Here is a 25991-nt window from a genome sequence, read left to right as displayed (position 1 = left end):
TCTCATTATAAATAATGAGAATAATGATTGCAATCCATCCGTTTTTATTTTATCATTATCAATAATGATAATGAGATTTAAAAGGAGTGATGACAATGAAAATACATTATGGATTGAATGATCTTAAAGACATTGATATTATGGCTTTTCTACCCATTATATTACCAGTTATTGCAGTGGGAGCACTTTTAGTTTTAATTGCATTCATTGATTTATATCGACATAGGAAAACAAGAAAAAATGTACTTGTATGGACGTTAATTATTCTTTTCGTTAATATATTGGGACCTATCTTGTACTTTGTTATAGGGAGAAAGGACAGTGAGAAATTATGAAATTAGAGATTAAAAATGTAATAAAATCATTTAAAGGAAAAATTGCTGTGAATAATTTCTCGATGGAACTGCAAGCGGGGGAATGCGTCGGATTAATTGGACCGAACGGAGCAGGGAAATCCACATTAATAAAAGTAATTTCGGATATTATTCATCCAACTGCTGGTGAAGTTTTATTGAATGGGATAAAAATATCAAAAATGAAAAGTGAAATTGGTTATTTACCGCAATATCCTAATTTTTTTCATTGGATGACAGCGAGAGAAACACTTACCTTTATGGGCCAACTTTCGGGGTTGAAAAAAGAAGAATTGTCAAAGTCGATTCCAAAAATGTTGGAGAAAGTTGGACTAAAGGAAGAAGAAAATGCAAAGGTTAGTACATTTTCTGGTGGAATGAAACAACGACTTGGTATTGCACAAGCATTATTGCATAAACCTTCGCTTATTGTCATGGATGAACCAGTATCCGCATTAGATCCGATCGGCCGGCGGGAAGTATTGAATCTGATTAAAGAAATAAAAAAAGATACAACCATTTTATTATCAACCCACATCTTAAGCGATGCAGAAGAAATCTGTGAACGATTTGTCATTATAAAAGATGGAACAAAAATAGAAGATACAACGATTACGGAACTTTTACATCGTAATAGTGAAAATAAATTAATGATTGAAATAACAGCAAAAGATCAAAAGTGGATTGAAATTGTAAAAAAATTACCGTATGTGAAGGACGTTGAAGTGGTTGGGCTTAAAATCAAAGTGAAGGTTGAAAGTATTGAAATAAATAAAAATATGTTATTGCAAAATGCACTCGAACAGAAAGTGAACATCGTTAAATTTGAAATGAGCAACGATACTTTAGAAGAAATCTTCTTGAATTTGGTGGTGCAAAAATGAATAACTCAATTGTATTGATAAAAAAAGAATGTGTTCAAATGTTACGTGATTTCAAGATTATTTGGCTACCAATTGTTTTTATATTTTTAGGCGCAACACAACCGATAGTAATTCATTATTTGCCATCAATTTTAGAAGCGTTAGGTGGAGGACAGGGAATTACCATTGATCCGAGTATGGCAACGCAAAAAGGGGGCGAAGTATTAGCGAGTACTTTGGGATCCCAGTTTGATCAGCTTGGACTTATGATTCTAGTGATTTCTATGATGGGTGCAATTCAAACAGATAAAGCTAATGGTATGTTGGCCTTTATTTTAACAAGGCCCGTTACTGTTACTTCATATGTAGGTGGGAAAATAGTGTCAAACTATTTAATGGTAGCGTTTAGTGTAACAATTGGATACGTAGCTTCTTATCTATATGTAAATTTTCTTTTTACTGCCGTTCCATTTGCACACCTAATTACTGGATTACTATTTTATCTAATTTGGGTTCTTTTTATCGTATCTTTCACAACAATGATAAGTGCTATTTTTCACAGTCAAGGTATTATTGCATTAATTTCAATTGTATTCCTTTTAGCCTGCAGAGTAATCGTCGGTTTGAATCCAATAATGGATCAGCTTAATCCAGCCGGTATGAGTAAGTATGCAATGGAAACGTTAGTCACGGGGGTAGTAAATTCAAACGCAATAATTACTGGATTACTAACTATAGTGTGGATTTTATTGACACTCTTCGTAACGTATTATTGGATTGCTAATAAAAAGTTTCATTATGAATAACCGTGATGAGGGTAGTGGTTTCAAATAAAACAACGCAATAAGAAGAAGCTTCCACTACCGTGGAAGCTTCTCCAAATGATGTGCAATATCAATATACATATTTGAGTAAACTGAATGTATTTCATTACTTGGCGTAGCGTTAGAAGAGAAGTGGACAATTACCATATTTGCTTTCGGATCAATGTAAAGTGTTTGTCCGTAACTACCTAACACTTCAAAAGCACCCTGTTCATTGTGGGGAATCCACCATTGATTATGATAAGAAATGGAAGCTCCAGGGCCAATTGCAAGTTCACCTTCTTGGACATTTTTTATATCTTCAGTAATAGAAGAAGGGAGAATTTGTTTTCCGTTATATTCCCCGTTGTTTAATAGTAATTGCCCGAATCTCGCCATATCTCTAGCAGTTGCATTTAAGCCAGCGCTTGCTTGTTCTATTTTTGTTTCATCTGTAACGTAATACGCGTTTTCTTCCATACCAATTTGAGACCAAATTCGTTCGCTTACATTTTCAGCTAGTGATTTACCAGTAATAGTTCTAGTAATCCAAGCGAGCGTTTCTGTTGATCCGTTATTGTAAGAAAAGGAAGAACCAGGCGGTGCAGTTTCTTCGGCTTCTCGTAACATATCATAAATTTTCATCGGACCGTCGTAATTTTTGCCGCGGGGTAAAATATTGCTAGCTAAATATAATTGTGCATCTTGATTTTCTAGCCCAGGCTGCTCATATCCGTGGGTCGGGTATTCTGCTGAAACTTGCATGTCCATTAATTGCTGAAGTGTCGCTTTTCCGAACGGTGTATTTTTTAATTCTTTTATGTAAGTGTCAGCTGTTTTCTCTAAATCAATACGATTTTCTTCAGCGAGAGATTGTATAATTGCCCCGGTAAAGACTTTTGCTAATGATGCCATACCATGAGGTTCATTCTGTTTATACCCATTGAAATATCGTTCATAAACAAGTTGTCCATTATGTACAACGACAAAAGCATCTGTTTTGTTATCGTCTAAAAGTTTTTTTAGAGGAGTTGTATTTCCGAATCTACGCTCCACAGCAAAATCGTCTAAGTTTTGCAATGCGGAAGGGAAGTGAGCAGTTTGGTCAGGATTGATTTTTACGTCATTAACTAAAGTGAATTCTTTCATATGTGTATACGACCAACGTAAGTAAGGGTCATTTAACCAGTTTTCTTTTGTCACATTATGTTTTGATGGGGTCGTTTTATTTTGTTTGAAGTAAGTAAACCCAAGTCCTGTAATTACAAATATGAATGTTAGTATAAGTAAGAGTAGGGGAGATTTTTTTAGTTTCATATATGGCCCTCCTTTTTATTTCTACTATAAGTATACGCTCGTCTTGAAAGAAATACAAAATAAGGAAAGTAAACGGGGAAGTTTACTTTCCTTATTAACGTTAAGCGGAAATTTTTCCGTCTGTAGATTGTTTCTTGAATTTTTGTTTTCGTCCGTGTAATCCATAATATAAAAGTAAAGTGAAAGCAACGATAATAGCTGCGATAAAATACATATTATGATAACTAGATTTCGCTGCGACAATACCTAAAATGAAAGAACCAAAGCCAATACCACTATCAAAGAATGAGAAATACGTAGCTGTCGCAGAACCACGTCTATGGTTTGGAGCAGCAGAAATCGCAATCGTTTGGAAACTCGGAATTAATGTTCCGTAACCTAAACCGATTAGCATACCTGCGCCAAGGAACCAAAATGAAGTTTGTGCTTGGCTTAATATGAACATTCCGATTGTGAAAATAATGATAGCGGGGTAAACGAGTACATTTTCACCGAAGCGATCAAAAATCTTTCCTGTAAATGGACGAGAAATGACAACAACAAGTGCGTATACAATAAAGAAATAACTTGCAATTTCACTTAAACCGAGTTCTTTCGCATAAATAGGAATAAAGGATAAAATACCACTATAAGAAAAGGCTAAAACAAATCCTGTAAGTGCAATCGGAATAGAAGATGGTTCGATTAAGTCTTTCCATTTCATTTTTTCACGTTTTTGTTTGCTCACAGGTGCTTCATGCGGAATATCTACAAGTAGTCCTAATAAAAATGCAAGTAATGAAAATACGGAACAAACGATAAATAAAACAGTAAACGAAAAATGAGAAATAATTGTTAAACCTAAAAAAGGACCAATTACCATCGGCAGACTCATAAATACGCCGAAATATGCAAGTGCTTCGCCTCGTCGATGAGCTGGCGCAACATCAGTTACAATCGTACCGGTAGCTGTCGTTGCCATCCCGAACCCAATACCGTGCAAGAAGCGAAGGGCAAGTAATAAGAATAAACTTTGCGCACCGAAATACATAACAGTAGCGGCTAAAAATAATGAAAGTGAAATAAATAATATTTTCTTTCTTCCTAAATCATCGAGCCATTTTCCTGTGAATGGTCTACATAAAACAGAAGAAATAAGAAACACAGTTGCAACTAAACCAATTTCCTCAGGTTTTCCTTTTAGGCCGTCTATTACATAGACAGGCAGAGTAGTCATAAGCATGTAAAATGTTAAGAAGAGAAATAGACTACTAAAACAAGTTCCGAGGAAATCCTTCGTCCAAAGTTTCTCACTTTGCATCGTCATCCCTCCAATTTAATCTAAATTTTTAATAATTTGTTGTAACACTTGAAATGCTTGATGTAAATCATCTTCATTAATACCTTCTAGCGTTTTTTCTTCGAAAGTATCAACTTCTTCTTGCCATACTGGAATCATCTTTATCGCTGTTTCGGATAAAGAAATGAGCTTCTCGCGGCGATCTTTACCTTCTGTACGAATAATCCATCCCATCGTTTCCATACGTGTTAACGTACGAGTCATCGTTGGTGATTCAACATTTAAATATTGGCATAATTCTGTTTGCGTACAAGAACCAGTTTGATTAATGCGGAAAATAACAGCCCACTGCGCACTAAATAACCCAGTTGGAGATACACGTTCATTAAATTTCTTCGTAAACTTTCGAGAAGTCTGGCTGACCATATGAAAAAAATGTTGTTTTTCGTCCATGTATTTTGATCCTTTCAAATTAGTTACCTAGCTAACTATATACTTTTTTATAATAATTGTCTAGTAATAGACATGTTGATTTATGTAAAAAATTCTTATAGGTTTTATGTTGCGAACGTATATTCTACGTGCTATTCTTTAATTAAGTAAAGAATTTTCTTTCTATTAAATAGAATGGGGGAACTTGTGATGATTAAGCCTGCAACAATGGAGTTTGTTTCACTATCGAACGGAGAAACGATTGCATATCAGGAAGTTGGAAGGCGAAATACAGATATTCTTGTACTCATTCACGGGAACATGACATCGTCACAACACTGGGATTTAGTCATTGAAAAGTTGCAAGATCAATATCATATTTACGCTCTTGATTTAAGAGGATTTGGACAATCAACATATAATAAGTCGATAGATTCATTACAAGATTTTGCAGAAGATGTAAAATTATTTATCGACGAGTTAAAGCTAGAGAAATTCTCATTAATGGGCTGGTCAATGGGCGGTGGTGTTGCGATGCAATTTACAGCGAATCACCCAACTTTTGTAGAAAAGTTAATTTTAGTAGAATCAGTAGGAATGAAAGGATACCCAATCTTTAAAAAAGATACGAATGGGCAGCCAATCGTATCAAGTTTAGTAAAGACGAAAGAAGAAATTGCGCAAGATCCAGTACAAATCGCTCCAGTATTAGACGCGATAAAAAATATGAACAAACTATATTACCGTACAGTATGGAATCTATTAATATATACACATAATCAACCTGAACCGGACCGTTATGAAAAGTATTTAGATGATATGTTAACGCAACGTAATTTCGTAGATGTGAATTATGCGCTCATTACATTTAATATTTCAGATGAACATAATGGGGTTGTAGAGGGAAGTAAGCAAATTCATCATATTAAAGCTCCAACGCTTGTCATACAAGGTGATAGAGATTATGTCGTACCGCAAGTAGTCGGTGAGGAATTAGCGAAACATTTGCCAAATGCAGAGTTGAAGGTGTTAGAAGATTGCGGACACTCACCGTTTATTGATTGTTTAGATGTATTTATAAAACATGTAGAAGATTGGCTAGAATAGAAAGAATCCCCAAAATGAAAAGTTTTGCATATACTATAACATTTGTATGTATAAGGGGAGATTATCAATGCATAAACCATCCTTAATCGCTTATTCGCCATATGATCATCATATCTATACAAAAATAATGATAGATCCGATGTATATGCAAGTTTCACCAGCTGTAGTCCCTTTACAAATGCAGCAGCCACTAACAGCTCATATGCAACATTACTTATATGGATCTTCATTTTATGAAAATCCATATTTTAAACACTTTCATTACAATGTGAAAGCGCAAGTTTGGGAAGGGTAGGAAGCTAAAAGGTTCATTCTTTTAGCTTCTTTTTTATTGTGAATATTCGTACACGCATTTGAAAAAACAGTTTATAATGAAAAGTGGAAGCGTGAGAAGGAGAGGGACAAAGGATGTCAATGCGTTTTACATTTTGGATTATGGTTGGGATTGTAGCAATTTCTGGTTTATCACAAGGAATGCTCTTACCTGCCATTGCAATGATTTTTGAACAAGAAGGGGTTAGTTCAAGTATTAACGGTATTCATGCGACGGCATTGTACATCGGGATATTAGTTATTTCGCCGTTTCTTGAAAAACCGATGCAAAGGTTTGGAATGAAGCCAATTATTGTTATAGGTGGGTTTCTCGTTATTATTTCATTATTCTTTTTTACACAAACATTTTCATTTTGGGTATGGTTTATCCTTAGATTTCTAGTTGGAGTCGGAGATCATATGCTTCATGTCGGAACACAAACATGGATTACGACAACATCGGACCCAAGTAAAATAGGGAGACAAGTATCGATATACGGTGTATTCTTCGGAATTGGTTTTGCCGTTGGTCCGTATTTAGCAAGCACTGTACAGTACGGTCTTGCAACGCCATTTATTATATCTACTATACTTTGTCTAATAGGTTGGCTGTTACTATTACCAACAAAAAATGCATTCCCAGCGCAAGATGAAAGAGAAGTGAAGAGTGAATCATCATTTTCTCGTTATAAACAAGTTGTTGGATTAGGATGGATTGCGTTACTAGGACCACTTGCATACGGTGTACTTGAGGCGATGTTAAATAGTAACTTACCAGTATACGCACTTCGTAAAGGGTGGTCTGTTTCAGATGTATCCTTCTTATTACCAGCATTTGCAGTTGGGGGTATTATTACACAGATTCCGCTCGGTATATTGAGTGATAAATACGGAAGGGATCGTATATTAACCTGGACGTTTAGCATAAGTACGGGCATTTTTCTACTTGCCGCCGTATTTGATCAATATTACTGGATCGTCTTTGCCTGCATGCTTTTAGCGGGTATGGTTATTGGATCGTGTTTCTCTTTAGGGCTTGGATTTATGACTGATTTATTACCGAGACACTTACTACCGGCAGGTAATATATTATCCGGAATCGCTTTTAGTTTAGGAAGTATTATGGGGCCTGTATTAGGCGGCGTATTTATAGAAAAAATACAGTATACAAGCTTTTTTATTGCGGTTATGATTATAATGGGAATTCTAGCAATGTTATACATGGTCTACATGAAGAATCAATTCGCATCAAGAAAAATAGAAAGTAGGTTAGGGCATGACAAAACAACCTAATAAAAAGAAATTTGAAGTACTTGAAAATGAAACAATTACAGACTGCTTAGCACGTATGGAACAAGAAGGCTACGCTCCGTCTCGTCGTATGGAAGAGCCGATCTTTCATGAAGTAAAGAAAGACGGCAAAACAGTAGTTGAGCCGTGCGGTAGGAAGATTGTTTTTGAAGGGAAATTGAAGTAATCCAATAACAAATTCTCTTTATCGTATAGAGCCATCCAATAGCTGGGTGGCTTGTTTTTTTATTAATCAATGAAGGAAGGAATTAATTAAAATGAATCTCCCTTTCATTTCTCCTAATTGGCTTCATTATATGGGTCAAAAGATTGCTACTTTTTTCGTATATTGGTAAAATAAGTTCTTGGGTCTTACTTATTGTTATCGGTATAATGTTTGTCGCTTAACGTAAAGAAATTAGTTACAAAGATTCCATAATATTTAAAGGGGGTACAGCAACGATCCCCTCTTTTTGGAGCCACTCACAAACGTAAAGCAAGAGAAGAGGCTATATGAACTATTCTTCTATCTTGTTTAGATTAAACGAGTTACTGCAATTGGAACAGGTATATGAAACTAGTCGACATCCTGATGGAATTGATAGATTGCTAGAGAATGGAAAATGATTATCTGTATATTCCGAAGCAGATGTAACAGAGTGTCCTTCCATAATTAAGGGTAAAACCAAAATACGTTGTTTTAAAGAATGATTTGTTAGAACTGGTTATAAGTAATAAAACAGAAAAGAGGATCACATGTTAGATACTTTACAGAGAAGTAAAAAGTTTTTTTTATTATGCCTTATTTTTTTAGTGCTTTTAACTGCTTGTGGTAATACAGATGTTAAGACATCTAAAGCTTCATTACCACCGGCTGAATCTAATATAGATACATCATTAAAAGCACCAAATTGGGTAGAGAAGAGTCCTATCCAACAGTCTCCTAATTTTACGGAAGATAAAAAAGTAAAATCGGTTGTGAATTTAATAGCAACGGGTGATAATTTATATCATGACGCAGTAATTAAAGATGGCAAACAAAAAGACGGTTCATATGATTATAACTATATTTATGAAAATATCAAAAAAGCTGTTAAATCAAGTGATCTTGCTATCGTGAACCAGGAGACTCCAATTGCAGGAAATAATCTAAAAGTACAGGGATATCCGACTTTCAATACACCTGAAGAAGTAGGCCAATCTTTAGTGGACACTGGATTCAATATAGTGACTCAAGCGACAAATCATGCTATGGATATGGGTATTAAAGGTGTTGCGAATACAAGAGAATACTGGAAGAAATATCCGGCTGTTATCCCAGTAGGCATTAATGAGAGTCAAAACGAGCGTAATGAAATAAAAACGATTACAAAAAATGGTATTCGCTTTGCGTTACTAAATTATACATATGGTACGAATGGAATTAAAATTCCGGCTGATAAGTCTTGGGCTTTAAATTTAATTGATAAAAAAGCGATACAAAATGATGTGGAAAAGGCAAAGAATAGCTCTGATATGGTGATTGTTATGGTGCATTGGGGAGTAGAATATACATCTACACCTTCAAAGCAACAAAAAGAAGTTGCTCAATATTTAACAGATTTAGGTGTAGATGTAGTAATTGGAAATCATCCACATGTAATTCAACCAATTGAGTGGAAACAAAATAAAGATGGACATGAAACGCTAATCTATTATTCTCTTGGAAATCTTATCTCTGCGCAAGAAAAATTAGAAACATTGGTTGGAGGATTATCTTATGTACAATTTGTTAAGTATGAAGATAAAACTTTTGGTATACGACAAGCGGCAATCGTACCGACAGTAACCGACTACGCTGATGGTAAGAAACAATTTAAAATTCAATTTTTAAAAGATTATTCGGATGAAGATTCTAAAAAACATGGAATTAAAAAATTTGTCGGCCCCGTTTCTTTGAAGGATTTCAAGGAGATTCCTAGAGACGTGTTGGGAAATTGGTATAAAGACTAATAAACAAAAAGGGAATGAGATACAATTAAAAAATTTATAATTTTAGCATTGGTATTGGCAATGGGATGGAGTCTTGCTGCTTGTAGTGGAAAGCAAACATCTCAGGAAACTACTAATAATAACGATAAAAATAAAAAAGAGATACATGCGAATAAAAAAGATGTTTTACCTATCTCTGATCCTAATGATTGGAGAATTATTCTTGTAAATAGAGAGCATATGTTATCAAAGGAATTAGGAATTGAATTAACAAGTATTACCCAAAATGCTAAGCCGAATATGAAAATAGATAGTAGAATTGCAACTTCCTATCAGGATATGGTAGCAGCTGCAAAAAAAGAGGGAATCAATCTTTATTTAAGATCAGGTTATCGAGCTATAAAATTACAACAAACGTATTATGATGCTTCAGTTAAAAGCTATAAATCTCAAGGTTTGTCGGACAAAGAAGCTAGTGCTAAAGCATTGGAATATCTTCAGTATCCTGGTGCAAGTGAACATCATACTGGATTAGCGTTAGACATTATTTCAGTTGAATGGCAGAATACTGTAGAAGATTTAAATGCAAAATTTGAAACTACCGATGCATTCAAATGGTTAGATAAGAATGCTGCAGAGTATGGATTTACTCTCCGCTATCCAAAAGATAAAGAGAATATTACTGGCATTAAGTATGAGCCATGGCACTATCGTTATGTAGGAAAAGAAGTTGCTGTTTATCTAAAAGAAAAAGGGTTAACTTTAGAAGAATATAACGAAAAAATTAAGTCTGGTAAGTAAAAATACACTTTGATTCTATTAAAAAGTCAGATTTGGAGGGTGTGTTAATCTTCCTCCTAGAATTGCGAAAACAGTGTATGATAATGTAAGCACGTATGAACCAGTTATCGTGTGAAACGATGTATGTATAAAAAAGTTACATTTATAAAAGAAGCAATGAAAAAGGATCTGATATTCATATCAGATCCTTTTTCATTCACAACATAGAATACTTACTTAACTAAGCCTTAAAGACTGCCTGCTTTTCAGGTACTACAATAGTAACCTCGCTTTTTTATTTTGGATGTTCGTTTTTCTTAGCTTGATAGACATGTGGAAGTAGTTCAAACAATGCGATTAGCATTTTTTTGTTTGCATGATTTGTGCACCGGATATTCACTATTGATTTCAGTTCAGTAATAACGAATTCTACAATAGATGACAGAACGTATATTTGGTATAATGGAAATATACTACTTAAAATAATGTACATGAGTTATAAAATCTATGTAAAGAGGTAAGGACTACATAACAATAACTAAATGTAAAAGTTCTAGTACATATAGGGTTCAGTTCATGTTAAGCAAATTCGTTATGAGAAAGGAAAAGATGTAATGAATCAAATTTCATTTGAAGATTTATTTGAAGACGAAAAAGAAGATAAAAAAGAAAAGGTAGAGGTAGCCGAAATACCTGCACCTTTATCAGCATTGCAAAAAGATATATTGGAATTAATGGATTCTGAAGAAATAAGTGCATTGGAGCTATGCGAACAGTTAATACGATCTGGTAAAATATCAGACGAAAGATTTACAACGAATAAGCCAAAAGCATATGGACAAGTATGCTTAGCGTTGGAAGGCTTTGTTACAGAAGGAAAGCTTACTTTTGTTAAAAAAGATGAGAAAAGAGATAGGGTGTATAAAGTGAAAGAAGAAATTTCTAACATATAAGTTGTAAAGAGGGAAATGAATGATTTTTAGGGAGGTAGTTCATTTTCTACTTCTACATTAAAAAAAGGTGCCAATCTTTCTTGATTGACACCTTTTTTAATAATCTAACATCTAACGTATTTACGTTTGAAACCAACTCTTCCTCTATCGACTTCTTTCTGAATACTTTCGGAAGCATTTAACAAACTGCTTTTTTTATTATCACGTTTTACTTCAACTATACCAACTTCTTTTGCAGTCTCGACTGCTTTTTCGTGTAGTGGCACATATGAAATTGCTACAGTATTTATAAAATTATTCATAGCAGATTTTGTTCGTTCTGGCGCAGCATGAATTGTATTTTTTATAATTTCAAGCATATCGGAAATTTTGCTTTCGGCAAATTCATTGTCTTTGCGATTTCCTAAAAGCCAGCAGTAGCAACTCCAGCCCGCTGACATTCGTAGCTCATCCCCACTTGCAATCCATTTATCCGCAACGTCTTGGGCGATAGTTGACTCCGATAAAGTTACTGCTACCACATAATCAGATAGCATATAAAAATATGCCCCGTCCATCCAGCGATCAAAATCAGACTCATTCATAGCTTTTGGATCTGCAATAATGCCTGCAAAGTACATAGCATCGTAGTTACCTGTAGCATAAAGTTCCTCAGCTAACTCTTGATTTACTTTTATTTTCTTAGCGATTGGTTTCATAGCACCTGTAGCTACGCCAAAAACCGGCTCGTGTGCACCGTTAGAGATGTATGTTTTTTTTGTTCTTTCCTTACCAAGGGCTTCAAGCTCTTGCATGACTGTTTTAAAATCCATAGCTGTGCACTTCCTTCCTTAATATAAGTAATCATCTAGTTTATATATTTTCAATTCTAATACTAATCGTATGTGAGTAGGATGTCTACTTTCTATAATATTCCCGTATTAATTTTGAAAGCCTAGCTATTCATACTTATGAGGGTACTATATTAATGTAAAGGGAGGGACAATACGGATGTAAATAATATTTTATCTTTGGCTCTTTCTCTGTATTATCATGTTATTTTATAATAAGGAAATAAATAGCATTTTAAATTAAGTATGTGAGGTTAGTTATAAATGATAAAGAAATTTACTAGAGTAGTATTAACTATGGTTATGCCAATCAGTCTTATTACAGGTTGTGGAGCTGCTGAAAAAACTGAAGCACAAAAGCCGAAAGGGGTACAAAAGGAGAAAAAGGACTATACGGATTACTCATATGGTAGCAAAGGTATACTAGTAAGCGGAAAAGCGAAAGAACGGCAACAATACGAGATTGGATATATAGATGATAACAAGTTAATTGGGATTGATGAAAATATTGAAGACTGCATTATTTTAGATAATAAAGATGAAGTAGGTCTCATTTGGAAACAAATAGAGCGTGGATCTATTATTGAAGTGCAATACGGTAAGGATCGCAATGATATTGTAGGCGTGCAATTCGTAGGAGATCGTGAGCCATACGAAATTAGTGATAAGTTTGATCGAAATACGATAAACGAAATTGTCGGACAAGTTAAAGATAATTTGTAATAGTATATAATGTGAAAGAAATAGCATTTACTATAGCTATTAAAGTGTGGATTGTTGAAAATGCTTTTGACGGTATTGGTAATTAGTTGTAAAATAATTTTTGTTGACGGATTTTGTAAAAAGTATGTTAGATGAAATTCATTTGTAGGTATGACATATAAATATTTTCTTAACGGGCATAAAATAATATAATTTAAATATATAAATAAAAAGAAAATATATTAGAAGTACATAATAGATTCGTATTTTTAAAATTAATGTGACAACAAAAGGAGGTTGAGATATATACACGGCGAAAATGTGTGTATATCTATTTATAATAATGAATAAGACAATCAAACAACAAGTAATCGCACTATCAACAAGTCTAGTGATTTTAGGGAGTGTACCTTTATCAGCATCAGCAGAAGAGATAAACAAAGCTCAAACTGATCAACTAAATATTGCCCAAGGAGAACATGGAACGAGCGGATTAAATTATTCTAATTTCAAGTTGGAAGTTCCTGATTATGTACAAGTTAACGAAGCAGAAGTATCTGAAAATGAAAAAATGCTTTTAGAAGAATATAAGCATAAACATGATGAAACAGAAGAATTAAACAAAATGAAAGATGCAAAGAAGGGGCAAGTAGCAGAAAAGGAAGCTATTTTAAATATTGAAAAGGCATTTGAATCTGTAGATGGTCGAAATGATGGATCTGATCGTCAAATGAAACCTGTTGCAAAGCCAAGAGGTATTCAATATAGTGCACCGAGTACGAAGAAATATGGAACACTTGCAGGAGTTCCATTTGTAGAGTGGATTGTTCCAGCAGGAAACTCTGATATTCGTCCTGCAAATCCGATGAAAGCACGTTACATTACAATCCATGAGACGGCAAATACGGCCGCTGGTGCTAATGCTGAAAATCATGCGAAATATTTGTATAAACAAGCAACAGAGGGGACGTTCCGAACAGCTTCATGGCATTTTACAGTAGACGATAAACAAATTTATCAACACTTACCAACAAACGAAAACGGTTGGCATGCAGGAGATGGAGATGGATCAGGAAACAGGGAGTCTATCGGTATCGAGATCGCGGTTAACCAAGACGGTGATTACAATAAAGCTTTAGAAAATGCAAAACGACTTGCGGGTTATTTAATGAACAAAGAAGGAATTGGTGCAGATCATATTTACAAGCATCAACAATGGAGCGGGAAAAAATGTCCTGACATTTTAATTTCACGTGGTAATTGGGCTGGTTTCGTACAAGGAATTCAGTGGTATGCAAATATAAATGCGCAGATTGATACTCCTTTACAAGATAAAAATGACTCATTTAATCCAAATGAAAATAATCCAGCTGAACCTAGCATGGAACTAGTGGTAAATGGTAGTGGCATCAATGTACGTAGTGATGCGGGTATTGAACATCGTGTTGTACGTAAAGCTTCAAACGGAGATCGTTACAAAGTATTAGCGGTTAAAAATGGTTGGTATAAAGTAGGTAATGGAGAATGGATTTTCTATGACCCAAGTTGGATTAAAATTAACTACAATGTACCAAAGGAAGAGGTACAAAAGCCTAAGGAAGAAGTACAAAAACCAAAAGATGATATTACAGGTGGCTGGTTTGAAGGGCATATTCGTAAATTAAACAGTCTAGGTATTATGCAAGGCGAAGGCAATGGTGTATTTGCGCCATATCGAAATGTAACGAGAGCGGAGTTTGCGAAATTAATCTCGAATGCTCTTAAACTACCAGAGGGAAATAAGTCATTTGTAGATATTAATGAGGCACATCCATCACTTCATGACGGTATTAAACGTTGTGCAAGTGCAGGAATTATTAATGGTCGTGGTGAAGGGGTTTTTGATCCTAACTCACCAATTACTCGTGAAGAAGTATCTATTATGATTGACAAAGCATTACGATACAAAGGAATTACAGGTGAGTTAGTAGCATTACCATTTACAGATAAGCATTTAATAACATATAAAGAATCGGTTCAACGATTATACAGCTTAAAGGTAGTTAATGGTGTTGGAAATAATGAGTTTGATCCCCGAGGTACAGCGACTCGTGGTCAGGCAGCTGCTTTTATTGTGAAGATGTTAGATTCAATGCAAAAATAAAACTTTAATCAGTGGGGCCACTCGCGTTGCAATCGAGCAGTTTATTCACCGAATTTTGAAATGAGGGTTTTACTGCCTGCAAATAGCAGAATAAATTGTATGTAGAAGCTGACATTGGTAGAAGTAAAAAATAAGAAGAATTTGAAAGGAGCTATCCAAAATAATAATTTGGAATAGCTCCTATTTAGTAGGAAGAACAAATTGTATTTCATAGATTGTAATGCAGAATGCCCTTCCAAGCCCCTCATAAGCCCCTCATAAGCCCCTCATAAGCCCCTCATAAGTCCCTACCAAGTAATAAATCACTAAGAAAAAACAAAAACAACTACAAGAACAAAACAAGCACGAAAAAATGAAACCGGCGTTGTAGTAGTAAAAAAAATTGTAATTCGAATGCCAAAACCATTCCCGCATTCCTATTTTTATAATGAAGGATTAAAATCTTCCTATTTACTAGCAAAGAGTGGAGGGAAACATATGGCGGTATACCGTAATGTGCAGGTGAACTTTTGGCAAGATGAATTCATATTAGATTTAACGCCAGAGGAGCGTTATTTTTACATATATTTGTTAACTGGTACGAAAACGAAGCAATGTGGTATTTACATATTACCGAAGCGTGTGGCAGAGCTTGAAACAGGTTATAGTATGGAGACTGTTGAGAAGTTGCTAAACAGGTTTGTTGAGTATGGAAAGATTTTATATGATACGGAAACGAAAGAGGTATTGATAATAAACTGGTTACACTATAACCCTATTTCAAATACGAATGTAGAAAAGTGCGTATTACGTGAGTTAAAGACTGTAAAAAGTAATGAGTTCATACATATCTTTTTACGTAAATGCCTTGAAGAAGAATACACGATTCCATTATTATTGCAGCATTTTGGTATGCCAAAAGAAGAGGATAATAGTAGTTCACAAGTAGTTATTGAAGAGAAAGAAGAAGCGGAAGAGGTAGAAAGTATAGAAGAGAACGTTCCAAATAGTGAAGTTTATAAGTTTTATGAACAAAATATTAGTAGTTTATCCCCATATATTGTGAAAGAATTGAAGAATTGGATACAAAGATTTTCTGGAGAGAAAGTGTTAGTGGCACTTAAAATTGCGTTTGAAAATAATAAGAAAACGTTAGCTTATGTGAAGGGGATTTTGAGGAATTGGTGTAGCAAAAAGTTAAAGGATTTTAGTGGGGAGAAGTGTGTAATGGGAAGTTTAGAGAGAAGGAAATGTATGTTGAGTAGTGTATTTTAATTTAAATTAATTTAATGTAGAATGTACGTTCGTTTTTGTGGGTTTTATGCTATACTACCATTAAATAAGGGTATTTTTATAATAGATAAAAAGATGCGGGGGTACAAAGTTTGACTACTAGTACATCTGAGTTGTTTCAATATATTAATATGATAGAAGAACAGGAACAATTATCACTACGATATTTACAGACAAAAGAAGAAGAGATTTTAAAAGATATTGAACTAACGACGATTCGTGATCAAAAAAGAAGCGATTTTGCGGAGCGATTTATAAACGATTTTAGGAAAGTACATAAACAAGATCCGGGTTTCTTTCGGTTATTTTATCATATACTCGAGGAGCAATTATTAAATGTTCTTGTAGTCCGTTTTGCGCATGTCAGTTTTTCTAAAATGAAGGTTTATTTAGAAAAAAGTGCACTACCTTTGGACAAACTTGTAGCAATTGCATGTAGGTATTTATCTAGTATTTCAAGTTACGTCAATGAAGCAGATGTTTTTCTTAGAGAGTTAACAAAAGAGAAACCGAACTATATAGAGGAACAATTACATACTTTACCAACTAAGCAGCAATTAACATTACTTCTCGTAATGTTTGATGTAGAGTATGAAAAGTTTCGTACATATAGTTCTTTATTGAATGAGAGGTTAGAAGAACATACAGAATTTATATTGAAACTGCTAGGGGAAAAGGAAAAGGAAAAGGTTGAAGCAGTTAAACGGTATTTAAAAGGTGAAGATGATAGTGAAGTATTTATAGGTGGGAATTTACCGGAACATATTTGGCGGCTATTATTTTGTGTTCATAAACATTCGAATGTTGCGAGGCGATATATTGAGATATTGGCGAAGAAAAATGTTTGGGGTTTTATAAACTATGCAACACGTTATATGTGTCACACTCTCGTTCAGTCTCAAAACCACAAAAAAACTGGTAGTGTAAATAGAGAAACGTATGAAGAAATTCAAAGTTTTTGTACACAGTTTTGGATTTCTAAGGAAAGATTTTTTGCGCATCGTCTAAGGCAACATGATTTGAATAGTGAGGATTTTTGTAAGACGTATGAATATGAATTGCTATGCTTTATGTTGGAGGAAAACCCTGAATTTATTCAACAAACTTTGCAATATGTAAGTAAAATGAATTATCTCATCATCGTACGAACGCTAGCCGAAAAAGGATATGAGCTAAATAGAGGGAAAATGCGAGAAGAATTTTTTGTTGCTGCTTTGCAAATTAAATTGTCTACAGTGCGGGATACATATTGTGATTATTTACTAGGGAAGTTGTCACTTGAGGATATGGAGCAAATACTTAAAAATCCGAAATATAGAAGTATGTATTGGGGTATGCCGGTGTTAGAGGTTGCGCTTCTTTGGGATATAGATGATGTAGCGAAAAGGGAAGCTGTACTTACACTACAGTTTGGAGATGATGATAGTGTTAATTTATACGAACTTCTTTACGAATGTTCTGTCAGAGGAGTAGAGCCGAAACAAGTATTAGAAGATCTGCTTTCGTATGGGTTAAGTAAGGAAAAACTTATCGCTTATGCAGTTGAAGAAGCTGCATGCTACAGTGAAGAGAGAAATAAGGCGAAGGAAGCGCTTGTTTGTGTAATTGTAAAAGAACAAGCATATATAATTGAACGGTTTGATGAGTATTCTGCTATGGCAAAAGCATATATTTTAGAAGAGTTAGCAAAGGATAACATGGTTAAAATGCGTCCGATTTTAATTAAAAGCTTAGGAGATTCATCTAAAAAAATGCGTGAGTCTGTAGTTAAACTGCTTTCAAAAGATATAGAAGCTGCAGCAGATGTAGCAGTTGAACTTCATAATAAAAAGAAGATTGTTCGTGAAAATGTGATGAAAATACTAATAGAGTATAAGCTTGAAAAATATACGAAACTTGTACAGGAAGCTTTGCAAGAAAGTAAAAATGCATCTTTCGCAGGAAAATTGTCGTTTTTATTTCAAACGGAGGAAGAAAAGATCGAAGAACTATGTGCACGTATTTTAACGGAACAAACAAGAAATTCACTTCTGCAATTGATTGGGGATGAGCCACAAATCCGTTTACGTGACTCTAATGAAATTGCTGATGCTGCAATTCCGTTAGCCTATTTACAACAGTATATTTCAGATGCTGTTATTGAGAAGAAAGAAACGGCAGAAGTAATTGGTAGAGCTTTAAATGAAGAGGACTTAAAAGAATATGTGCAAACAATATATCAAATATGGATTTCTCAAGACGCAGATGTGAAGAAGCGTGGAATTCTTTCGTTATACGGAATGTATAGTGACGACAAAATGGTCGACATACTTATAAAGCAAATTGATGAATGGGTGCTTCAAATGAGAGGAAAGATAGCAGCGGATGCCGTTCGTGCTTTAGGTTTGTCTTCATCTAAGCTTGCACTTATGTCTATTCATGCAATAGCATTTAAATATAAACATAAGCAAGTACGTAATGCAGCAAAAGAAGCCCTAAGTCTTGCTGCGAAAACACGTGGTATAACAGAGGAAGAGCTGGAAGATCAATTGGTGCCGGACCTTGGCTTTACTATACATGGTGAAAAGATAATTGATTTCGGGAATCGAAGTTTTACTGCCATTTTAACTACAGAGTCAAAAATTGAATTAGAGACAGAGGAAGGAAAACGTATGAAGTCACTTCCAAAGCCGAATGCAAAAGATGATGTAGAAAAGGCTGAAGAGGCTAAAAAAGAATTAGCCTCTTTAAAGAAGGAGCTCCGAACTACTCTTTCAATGCAAAAACAACGATTAGAAGCGGCACTTTCGTTAAAGCGTTATTGGTCACATAATGCATGGAAGTCTGTATTTATGGATAATTCAATTATGAAGCAATTTTCTATTTCACTCATTTGGGGTGAGTATAAGGAAGGGAAGTTGCTGAACGCATTCAGTTATGCAGAAGGTGGCGTGTTCTGTACAATTGAAGGGAAGAGTTATGAACTTTCATTTGGCACTGTTATTGGTTTCGTTCATCCGTTAGAATTGTCTGGGGCGGAGAAGGAATTATGGAAAGAGCAATTAGAAAGTGCGGGAATTGTTCAGCCGTTCCTACAAATTGAGCGTCCAGTGTTTGTAGTAGAAGAGAATGATGAGAGTGCTATTGAGAGATTTGGTGGTATTTTACTAAATGGTCGTTCGTTATTCGGTAAGATGACGAAGCTTGGATGGATCCGTGGATCTGTTCAAGATGGCGGTGTGTATTATACATTTTACAAAGAAGATACTTGTAACGGATTAGGAGTGCAATTGTCATTTAGCGGAGCGCCGATTGGTTATGAAGATGAAGAAGATGTATGTGTATTTGACATTCAATTTTATAAAGCAGGTACAGTGAATCGTGGTTCATATGAATACGATGAAATTGATGATGAAAGACGCATTGTACCAAAAGAAGTAGATAAACGCTTCTTTAGTGAAATGTTATATGATGTGCAAGTAGCGACAGGTGCAAATCTTGGGCATAATGAAAGTTGGCGTAGCAAACGATAAGAAAGACCCCCTTCATTGGTAGGAAAATGAAGGGGGTTTTTTAATGTTTTTAAAAGGTTCATTCTCAAAAAGAAGCGAATAGTGTGAGAAAGGGGTGGTTATATGGAGGTAGTTATAAAGAAGAAACGAAAAAGGGGAAGAAGAATTTTTATTTGGGCTAGTAGTATCGTTCTCTTGTTAGTTATTTCCGCTGCGATTTTTTTGAATATATATACGCTGAAATCTATGCCAAAGATAGATGGAACGATAAAGCTAGAGGATTTACAACACGCTGTTACGGTGAAGCGGGATAGTAAAGGTGTCCCGCATATTAAATCGGAAAATGCACATGATTTATATTTTTCACAAGGGTATGTACAAGCGCAAGATCGGTTGTTTCAAATGGATTTAAGTAGAAGACAAGCTTCTGGTATGTTAAGTGAAGTTGTTGGGGAAGCAGCTGTTGACCGAGATAAATTGTTTCGAACACTCGGTTTACGGCGAGCGGCAGAAGCTTCAGTTAGTCAATATGATGGAGAAGCAAAATATGCCCTGCAGTCATTTGCTGATGGGGTGAACGCTTTTATACGTGAGGCGAAAAAGGAAAAGAAATTACCAGTTGAGTTTACTATATTAGGTTATGAACCTGCTGAGTGGTCAATTGTTGATACTTTAACGATCGGGAAGTATATGGCGTTTGACTTAGGAGGACATTGGCATGGACAGGCGTTTCGATATTGGGCGCTGAAAAACCTTCCGAAAGAGCAAGCAAATGAGCTATTTCCTAAATATCCGAAAGATGCTCCTAGATTGCTAGCTGAACTGAAAAATACAAATGTGGACGTAGCGCAAAGTTTTTCAAAAACGATAATTCCGCCGGAGTTTAACGGTAGTAATAACTGGGTTGTGAGCGGTGAGAAGAGTGCATCAGGTAAGCCAATTTTAGCAGATGATCCTCATTTATCTCTTGCGACGCCTTCTATTTGTTATCAAACGAGACTTGAAATGCAAGGTTTAAATGTGAGTGGCGTTATTTTCGCTGGAGTACCAGGTGTTATATTAGGACACAATGACAAAATAGCGTGGGGCGTTACGAATACAGGGCCTGATGTGCAAGATTTATATATTGAGAAGAGAAATCCTAATAATGAAAATGAATTTCTGTATAACGATAAATGGGAGAAAGCTACCGTTGTAGACGAGTCTATTAAAGTAAAAGGCGGGAAGACAATTCCTTATAACGTTACAATTACGAGGCATGGACCAGTAATTTCAGAGTTTGCGAATAAGGGGAAGGAGAAAACGAAAACCGTATTCTCTTTAAAGTGGACAGCTTTAGAACCGTCAGCTGAGTTAAAAGCTGTATTAAATATGAACAAAGCAAAAGACTGGACGGAGTTTGAAACCGCTCTTCAAGATTTCCATACACCAACGCAAAACTTTGTGTTTGCATCAAACGATGGCACGATTGCTTATAAAGCGAATGGAAATATACCAGTGCGTAAAAAAGGCGATGGTAGCTTGCCTGTTCCAGGATGGACAGATGAATATGAATGGGAAGGATATATTCCATTTGATCAGCTGCCGAAAGTTATAAATCCGAAAGAAGGTTTTATTTCAACTGCGAATAATAAAATTGTTGATGATGATTATCCGTACCATATTAGCAATACGTGGGCACAGCCATATAGGCAAATGCGTATTCAAGAATTTTTGCAAGAGAAGGAAAAGTATACGGTGAAAGATTTAGAAGAGTTACAGATGGATCAAAAGAATTTATACGGGAAAGAGTTTACTCCTATATTTTTAAAAGAGTTAAATAAAGCATCTTTAAATGAGGTAGAGAAAGAAGGTGTAAACCAATTAACAAAGTGGAATTTTTACGATAGTAAAGATGAAGCGGCACCATTAATATTCCATTTATTAATGAAAGAGATTTCAAATACGTTATTTTCAAAAGAAATACCGAAAGATGTAATGGAGTTATTTAAAGGGAAGTCACAAGTTGTGGATGAATTAATCCGGAAACAAGTAGCAGGAGAAAATAGTGCATGGTTTTCTAAGTACGGAGGTTTCACAAAAGTTGTGCATACATCGTACGAGAATGTAATGAAGAAATTGCAGAAGGAATATGGACCCGATGTTGGGGCCTGGAAGTGGGGCGATTATCATCAACTCGCTTTTACACATCCAATTTCGAAATCATCTAGTATGTTAGCGTTACTCGCTTTTAATCGTGAGAAACCAGTTCCAATTGGCGGAAGTCAAGTTACCGTTCAAGCAGCGAGTTACGTCGATAACGGCATTGTAAATCACGGGGCTTCTTGGCGATTTGTTATTGATACGAAAGATATGTCAAACGGTTATCATATCGTAGGGCCAGGACAATCGGGACATTTTAGAAGCGATTGGTATCATGATCAAATAGATGATTGGGTAAGTGGAACGTATCATACGACTACATTGAATACGGAGGGAATAGAGGGGAAGGTGCTAAATTTAGAACCGAAGTGATAGGGTGTTTTTGTTTGTGGAGGGACTAGTAATAATCTTTTTGATAATGAAAGCTTATCATTTAGAACATAACCCAGTTCTTAAATAATTTTAACAGCCAGCCTACTATCATTTAATTTGATAGTAGGCTGTTTCCATCTTCGAAATACGCTGTAGCAACTTCTTCAGGATTACGATTATTTCCACATGCTGCAAGTGCTGTAACAAATAAAGCCATTACAACTATTAACATGATTATTCCAGTTTTGAGGGGAATTAGTTAACAAAGACCAGGTATTATTTGCAACAGAACGGTCCCTCTGTACCCCTTGTTTCGTCATTTTTCTACGCCATCCAACTTGACAAATGTTTTTTTATCAAACTACAATGAAAATCATTATCAATAATATAGGGAGGATACTTTTGTCAATAAATGAAAAACAATATATTTATAGGTTAATAACCAGATCTTGTTAAGTCGTATGTACTATTTTTAGTTTAGCGTTGCCCAGAATGTACACCAATTAATCTCGCGAATTACAAGAAAACTATTATTGAAATGAGGCGTGCATTGTGAAGTTGGACGTGAATGAGTTAGCAGAGTATCTTGCCAATAATCCTTTCCGAGTAGAAGGAGTATATCGTTATGCTAAAAATCCAGGTGTGCCTTGTGCTGAGTCTACAGATTCTTTCCCAGGATTTGTATTTCCACTTACAGGGAAGACGCAATTTCAATTTAATGGTACGCCGTATATCCTTTCCCCAGGAAAAGTTATACATGGGGGTGCAAAAATGACATTAGCCCATAAAATGCTTGGTGAAATAAACTGGGAATATATTCTTGTTTTATATCAGATAAGCAATTCAGAACGAGAAGACTCTGACTTTACTCATCAGCATTTTGAATTATTAACAGGACAATCTCCTCGTCTTGTCGAATTACTTATGCGTCTTTGGGATGTGTATAATCAGCGTGGAGGCATTTCGATGCTTCAGACCGAAATGCTGTTTCGCGAAGCGTTGAATGAAGCTTTATTAAGTGTTGTCAATAGAGAAAACAACTATGAGTCGCATACTTTATTCGAACGAATATCTAGTTACGTTCGTAAATGCTATTATAAAGATATTACAATACATACGCTTACAGAACAAAATAATGTTAATCGAAATCGTCTTTCTTACGTGTTTAGAAAGCATGCAGGTATGGGGCCAGCAGAATATGTATTGAACTATCGTATAAAGATGGCTCAAAAAATGTTATGTACAAGTGGTGTGCCTGTACAACAAATTGCGCAGGCTGTTGGAATCGCAGACCCTTTTTATTTTAGTAGAGTTTTCAAGAAGCGAGTTGGCATTTCGCCTACTAAATATCGCGAGAAGTTCATCAATAATCCATACTAATGTCAACAGGGGTCCATTCTTATTTGAAAATCACTGTTCTATACTTATGGAGAGTTAAAGGAAACATTGGATTGAAAGAACTTTCATTGAAATCACTCCTTTGTACTATCTGAATGAAAAGTTCTGGCCGGAGCATTTTCTTTTTAAGCGTAATGACGACTTTTTTACTTAGATTATTGTAATATAGTGGAAGTTAAAAATGAGGAGGGATTATTATCCATTACCAACCTATTAAACTAAATGACGAGTTATCTAAAATTAACGATTATTGGTATCCATGAGTGATTGGTGAAATGAATGATGATCAAATTCAGCTTTTTAAAGCTAATGGAGATTTTATATGGCATGAGCATCCTAATACGGATAAGCTATTTATTGTGCTTGAAGGGGAGATGTTCATCGATTTCCGTGATGGACAGGTGAAAATTTCTAAGGGCGAGATGTTTATTGTCCCGAGAGGCGTTGAGCATAAACCTTTCACTGAAAAGGAATCCCACATCATGTTGGTAGAGCCTAAAAGGGAAATGGATTGATAATCGTAAAAAGATAAAAAAGGAGCGGAAATCCGTTCCTTTTTTATTTATCTTACTATTTTTAGGAGCTTAGTATGAGTAAGATGTGAATAAAGGATGAATAGCATTTTTATCAATAAAAATTTATTGGATTTTTTGTGGAATATATATGAAACGTTGTATAAAATAATCAAGAAAGCCAAAAATTATAGGGGGAAAGTTGTGAAGAAAAATAAGAGTTTAATAAGTTTTTTAGGAGTGTTTATTATGTTGTTTTCTTTTTGTTTTCAAGGAAATGTACAGGCAGATGTAAATACTGTTCAATCTGGAAAAATCAAATCAGGAAACGTAACAGTATGGGAAGTTGGAAATGTAGCGAAAGTATTAGCGGATGTGGAGCGCTTAAATTTAAATACAGTAAATGTACCGATTCAAGTGGATATCCCGAATGTGACTTCTACGAATATGGTAATTAATCAAGCGCAAAAGCAACAAGCTATTATTTTAATTCAAGAATTATTAAAGCGTAATATTCAAGTTATAGTGGAACCGTTCCCGTATATTCAGCAGGGGAATGTTGGAGAGACAGAATGGAACCCAAGTAACATTAATGATTTCTTCTGGAATTGGAAGACGGTTATTCTGCAAGATATTTTTAATTCCATTACAAGTAAATACAATGTGTATGGACTAAAGATTGCTTCTAATTTCGTGAATATGGAGTATGCAGAAGGATACTGGAGCGATACAATTAATTTTGTTCGTAATCAGTATAAAGGAAATGTTTTGTATCAAATGAACTGGTGGTTAACAGCAAGTTGGGACTCTTCTTATGAAGCGAAGTTTAAAGAAAAAATCAATCGCCCGTATTTAAAAAAGGTGGATATTGTTAGCATAGATAGTTGGTTTGAAGTTTCAGGAAAAAGGAATCCAACATATGAAGAAGTGAAACAAAGTTTATTTGCGACAAAAGTATATAATCGTGGGCAAAATGTTGTTCAGCAATTGGAACAATTACATAATGCAACAGGAAAGCCAGTTTACTTCGGTGGATTTAACGTTCCAGCACGTGAACTTGGATTACAAAATCCATGGAATCCAGATGTTTCAAATGTGTTTTCGAAAGATGTACAATTAAATGGATGGCGTGCTTACCGCGATGTATTAGAACCGAAACCATATTTTAAAGGTTTTTCAATTTGGTTTATTGGCTCTAATGATAGTACACATCCGTATCAAATACATAGTAAAGAAGCAGAGGCAGTTATTAACGGGTGGTACCGAAAATAAATTTTATAAAATAGGTAAGTTTTAAAGTTTACTACATATATTTCTAGTGAAAGGCCTTTCACCATCTTATCACCTAGGGGGCAATCATAATGAAATTTTTGTCTTACCTTACAGTAATTTTGGTGATTCTTGGCGGTTTGAATTGGTTATTTGTAGCGTTAGATTACAATGTAGTTGAGAAATGGTTTGGTTCTATGCCGGCGCTTGTGGACACTATTTATTGGCTCATTGGTCTCTCTGCTATTTATCAAATTTTTGATCGGTTCTTTACGAACGATTAGCTATTATTCTTTCATTATTAGAGTGTTAAGTACGATTATGTACTTAACACTTTTTTATATGTTCATAAAAAAGTCTGCACTTGCAAGCGATTCCATCGCGTCTTGCGCCGTAATAA

Annotated in this window: 23 protein-coding genes; 19 read left to right on the top strand and 4 right to left on the bottom strand. The window is 35.0% G+C overall.

Annotation, left to right across the window (positions count from 1 at the left end):
- Positions 1-95: 95 nt before the first annotated feature.
- Genes ATL10_RS14155 through ATL10_RS14145 form a run of 3 tightly spaced genes read left to right on the top strand, consistent with a single transcriptional unit; the run spans position 96 to position 2022 of the window.
- A complete protein-coding gene (locus ATL10_RS14155) occupies positions 96-335 on the top strand; it encodes a PLD nuclease N-terminal domain-containing protein (protein ID WP_000690914.1) in 240 nt (79 codons plus the stop codon).
- Positions 332-1237, top strand: a complete 906-nt coding sequence (locus ATL10_RS14150) for an ABC transporter ATP-binding protein (protein ID WP_000763099.1) — start codon at positions 332-334, stop codon at positions 1235-1237. Before ATL10_RS14155 ends, ATL10_RS14150 begins: the two co-directional genes overlap by 4 nt.
- A complete protein-coding gene (locus ATL10_RS14145; protein ID WP_061660432.1) occupies positions 1234-2022 on the top strand; it encodes an ABC transporter permease subunit in 789 nt (262 codons plus the stop codon). The genes ATL10_RS14150 and ATL10_RS14145 overlap by 4 nt, the downstream gene beginning before the upstream one ends.
- A 54-nt stretch (positions 2023-2076) precedes the next feature.
- On the opposite strand, the gene ATL10_RS14140 is transcribed toward ATL10_RS14145, so the two are convergent.
- The 3 genes from ATL10_RS14140 to ATL10_RS14130 all read right to left on the bottom strand — a co-directional run bounded on the left by ATL10_RS14140 (position 2077) and on the right by ATL10_RS14130 (position 5068).
- Complete coding sequence (locus ATL10_RS14140) at positions 2077-3336, bottom strand: serine hydrolase domain-containing protein (RefSeq protein WP_110497051.1); 1260 nt, start codon at positions 3334-3336, stop codon at positions 2077-2079.
- Between the two features lie 100 nt (positions 3337-3436).
- On the bottom strand, positions 3437-4636 hold the full coding sequence (locus ATL10_RS14135) for an MFS transporter (RefSeq protein ID WP_001190321.1): 1200 nt from the start codon (positions 4634-4636) through the stop codon (positions 3437-3439).
- Between the two features lie 15 nt (positions 4637-4651).
- The gene (locus ATL10_RS14130) at positions 4652-5068 is read right to left on the bottom strand and encodes a MarR family winged helix-turn-helix transcriptional regulator (protein WP_142669959.1); all 417 of its coding nucleotides are present in this window, start codon (positions 5066-5068) and stop codon (positions 4652-4654) included.
- A gap of 189 nt (positions 5069-5257) precedes the next feature.
- Here ATL10_RS14130 and phaZ point away from each other — a divergent pair, with 189 nt between their 5' ends.
- The 7 genes from phaZ (at position 5258) to ATL10_RS14095 (ending at position 11460) form a co-directional block, all read left to right on the top strand.
- Complete coding sequence (gene phaZ / locus ATL10_RS14125; RefSeq protein WP_000594875.1) at positions 5258-6154, top strand: intracellular short-chain-length polyhydroxyalkanoate depolymerase; 897 nt, start codon at positions 5258-5260, stop codon at positions 6152-6154.
- Between the two features lie 67 nt (positions 6155-6221).
- Positions 6222-6449, top strand: coding sequence for a hypothetical protein (locus ATL10_RS14120; protein WP_000549497.1), 228 nt, complete (start codon positions 6222-6224; stop codon positions 6447-6449).
- Positions 6450-6562: 113 nt separating this feature from the next.
- Positions 6563-7759, top strand: a complete 1197-nt coding sequence (locus tag ATL10_RS14115) for an MFS transporter (RefSeq protein WP_000062798.1) — start codon at positions 6563-6565, stop codon at positions 7757-7759.
- Complete coding sequence (locus ATL10_RS14110; protein WP_000166303.1) at positions 7743-7943, top strand: NETI motif-containing protein; 201 nt, start codon at positions 7743-7745, stop codon at positions 7941-7943. Before ATL10_RS14115 ends, ATL10_RS14110 begins: the two co-directional genes overlap by 17 nt.
- 569 nt (positions 7944-8512) lie before the next feature.
- On the top strand, positions 8513-9748 hold the full coding sequence (locus ATL10_RS14105) for a CapA family protein (protein ID WP_110497047.1): 1236 nt from the start codon (positions 8513-8515) through the stop codon (positions 9746-9748).
- A 48-nt stretch (positions 9749-9796) separates the two neighbouring features.
- Positions 9797-10528, top strand: a complete 732-nt coding sequence (locus ATL10_RS14100) for a M15 family metallopeptidase (RefSeq protein WP_000241993.1) — start codon at positions 9797-9799, stop codon at positions 10526-10528.
- A 593-nt stretch (positions 10529-11121) separates the two neighbouring features.
- On the top strand, positions 11122-11460 hold the full coding sequence (locus ATL10_RS14095; protein ID WP_110497045.1) for a DUF3895 domain-containing protein: 339 nt from the start codon (positions 11122-11124) through the stop codon (positions 11458-11460).
- A 104-nt stretch (positions 11461-11564) separates the two neighbouring features.
- Here ATL10_RS14095 and ATL10_RS14090 read toward each other — a convergent pair whose 3' ends face one another.
- On the bottom strand, positions 11565-12272 hold the full coding sequence (locus ATL10_RS14090; protein ID WP_098015227.1) for a DNA alkylation repair protein: 708 nt from the start codon (positions 12270-12272) through the stop codon (positions 11565-11567).
- 282 nt (positions 12273-12554) lie between these two features.
- Between ATL10_RS14090 and ATL10_RS14085 the strand changes: the two genes are divergently transcribed.
- The 9 genes from ATL10_RS14085 (at position 12555) to ATL10_RS14030 (ending at position 25875) form a co-directional block, all read left to right on the top strand.
- On the top strand, positions 12555-13013 hold the full coding sequence (locus tag ATL10_RS14085; RefSeq protein ID WP_090977585.1) for a hypothetical protein: 459 nt from the start codon (positions 12555-12557) through the stop codon (positions 13011-13013).
- Between the two features lie 322 nt (positions 13014-13335).
- Positions 13336-15135: an S-layer homology domain-containing protein gene (locus ATL10_RS14080; RefSeq protein WP_025117791.1), complete on the top strand. Its 1800-nt coding sequence runs from the start codon at positions 13336-13338 to the stop codon at positions 15133-15135.
- Between the two features lie 477 nt (positions 15136-15612).
- Positions 15613-16389 carry a DnaD domain-containing protein gene (locus ATL10_RS14070; protein ID WP_110497078.1) on the top strand — a complete coding sequence of 259 codons (777 nt, stop codon included), beginning with the start codon at positions 15613-15615 and terminating at the stop codon, positions 16387-16389.
- Between the two features lie 110 nt (positions 16390-16499).
- Positions 16500-19919 carry a DUF4132 domain-containing protein gene (locus ATL10_RS14065; RefSeq protein ID WP_110497043.1) on the top strand — a complete coding sequence of 1140 codons (3420 nt, stop codon included), beginning with the start codon at positions 16500-16502 and terminating at the stop codon, positions 19917-19919.
- Positions 19920-20021: 102 nt separating this feature from the next.
- The gene (locus ATL10_RS14060; RefSeq protein WP_110497041.1) at positions 20022-22412 is read left to right on the top strand and encodes a penicillin acylase family protein; all 2391 of its coding nucleotides are present in this window, start codon (positions 20022-20024) and stop codon (positions 22410-22412) included.
- A 552-nt stretch (positions 22413-22964) separates the two neighbouring features.
- Positions 22965-23792, top strand: a complete 828-nt coding sequence (locus tag ATL10_RS14050) for a helix-turn-helix transcriptional regulator (RefSeq protein WP_110497039.1) — start codon at positions 22965-22967, stop codon at positions 23790-23792.
- Between the two features lie 293 nt (positions 23793-24085).
- The gene (locus tag ATL10_RS14040; RefSeq protein WP_000997182.1) at positions 24086-24325 is read left to right on the top strand and encodes a cupin domain-containing protein; all 240 of its coding nucleotides are present in this window, start codon (positions 24086-24088) and stop codon (positions 24323-24325) included.
- 201 nt (positions 24326-24526) lie between these two features.
- On the top strand, positions 24527-25594 hold the full coding sequence (locus ATL10_RS14035) for a glycoside hydrolase family 113 (protein WP_142669958.1): 1068 nt from the start codon (positions 24527-24529) through the stop codon (positions 25592-25594).
- Between the two features lie 89 nt (positions 25595-25683).
- A complete protein-coding gene (locus ATL10_RS14030) occupies positions 25684-25875 on the top strand; it encodes a DUF378 domain-containing protein (RefSeq protein WP_000670804.1) in 192 nt (63 codons plus the stop codon).
- Positions 25876-25991: the final 116 nt, after the last annotated feature.

The sequence above is a fragment of the Bacillus sp. 196mf genome (assembly GCF_003217275.1).
Classification (GTDB): domain Bacteria; phylum Bacillota; class Bacilli; order Bacillales; family Bacillaceae_G; genus Bacillus_A; species Bacillus_A thuringiensis_S.
Note: the sequence above shows the minus strand (reverse complement) of the source record. Positions and strands in the feature narration are given on the sequence as shown.

Coding starts and splice junctions, on each gene's coding strand:
- ATL10_RS14105 (WP_110497047.1), top strand. CDS start 8,513: ATGTTAGATACTTTACAGAGAAGTAAAAAGTTTTTTTTATTATGCCTT.
- ATL10_RS14155 (WP_000690914.1), top strand. CDS start 96: ATGAAAATACATTATGGATTGAATGATCTTAAAGACATTGATATTATG.
- ATL10_RS14060 (WP_110497041.1), top strand. CDS start 20,022: ATGGAGGTAGTTATAAAGAAGAAACGAAAAAGGGGAAGAAGAATTTTT.
- ATL10_RS14120 (WP_000549497.1), top strand. CDS start 6,222: ATGCATAAACCATCCTTAATCGCTTATTCGCCATATGATCATCATATC.
- ATL10_RS14080 (WP_025117791.1), top strand. CDS start 13,336: ATGAATAAGACAATCAAACAACAAGTAATCGCACTATCAACAAGTCTA.
- ATL10_RS14145 (WP_061660432.1), top strand. CDS start 1,234: ATGAATAACTCAATTGTATTGATAAAAAAAGAATGTGTTCAAATGTTA.
- ATL10_RS14090 (WP_098015227.1), bottom strand. CDS start 12,272: ATGGATTTTAAAACAGTCATGCAAGAGCTTGAAGCCCTTGGTAAGGAA.
- ATL10_RS14070 (WP_110497078.1), top strand. CDS start 15,613: ATGGCGGTATACCGTAATGTGCAGGTGAACTTTTGGCAAGATGAATTC.
- ATL10_RS14115 (WP_000062798.1), top strand. CDS start 6,563: ATGTCAATGCGTTTTACATTTTGGATTATGGTTGGGATTGTAGCAATT.
- ATL10_RS14135 (WP_001190321.1), bottom strand. CDS start 4,636: ATGCAAAGTGAGAAACTTTGGACGAAGGATTTCCTCGGAACTTGTTTT.
- ATL10_RS14130 (WP_142669959.1), bottom strand. CDS start 5,068: ATGGACGAAAAACAACATTTTTTTCATATGGTCAGCCAGACTTCTCGA.
- ATL10_RS14095 (WP_110497045.1), top strand. CDS start 11,122: ATGAATCAAATTTCATTTGAAGATTTATTTGAAGACGAAAAAGAAGAT.
- ATL10_RS14040 (WP_000997182.1), top strand. CDS start 24,086: ATGAATGATGATCAAATTCAGCTTTTTAAAGCTAATGGAGATTTTATA.
- ATL10_RS14085 (WP_090977585.1), top strand. CDS start 12,555: ATGATAAAGAAATTTACTAGAGTAGTATTAACTATGGTTATGCCAATC.
- ATL10_RS14150 (WP_000763099.1), top strand. CDS start 332: ATGAAATTAGAGATTAAAAATGTAATAAAATCATTTAAAGGAAAAATT.
- ATL10_RS14030 (WP_000670804.1), top strand. CDS start 25,684: ATGAAATTTTTGTCTTACCTTACAGTAATTTTGGTGATTCTTGGCGGT.
- phaZ (WP_000594875.1), top strand. CDS start 5,258: ATGATTAAGCCTGCAACAATGGAGTTTGTTTCACTATCGAACGGAGAA.
- ATL10_RS14110 (WP_000166303.1), top strand. CDS start 7,743: ATGACAAAACAACCTAATAAAAAGAAATTTGAAGTACTTGAAAATGAA.
- ATL10_RS14140 (WP_110497051.1), bottom strand. CDS start 3,336: ATGAAACTAAAAAAATCTCCCCTACTCTTACTTATACTAACATTCATA.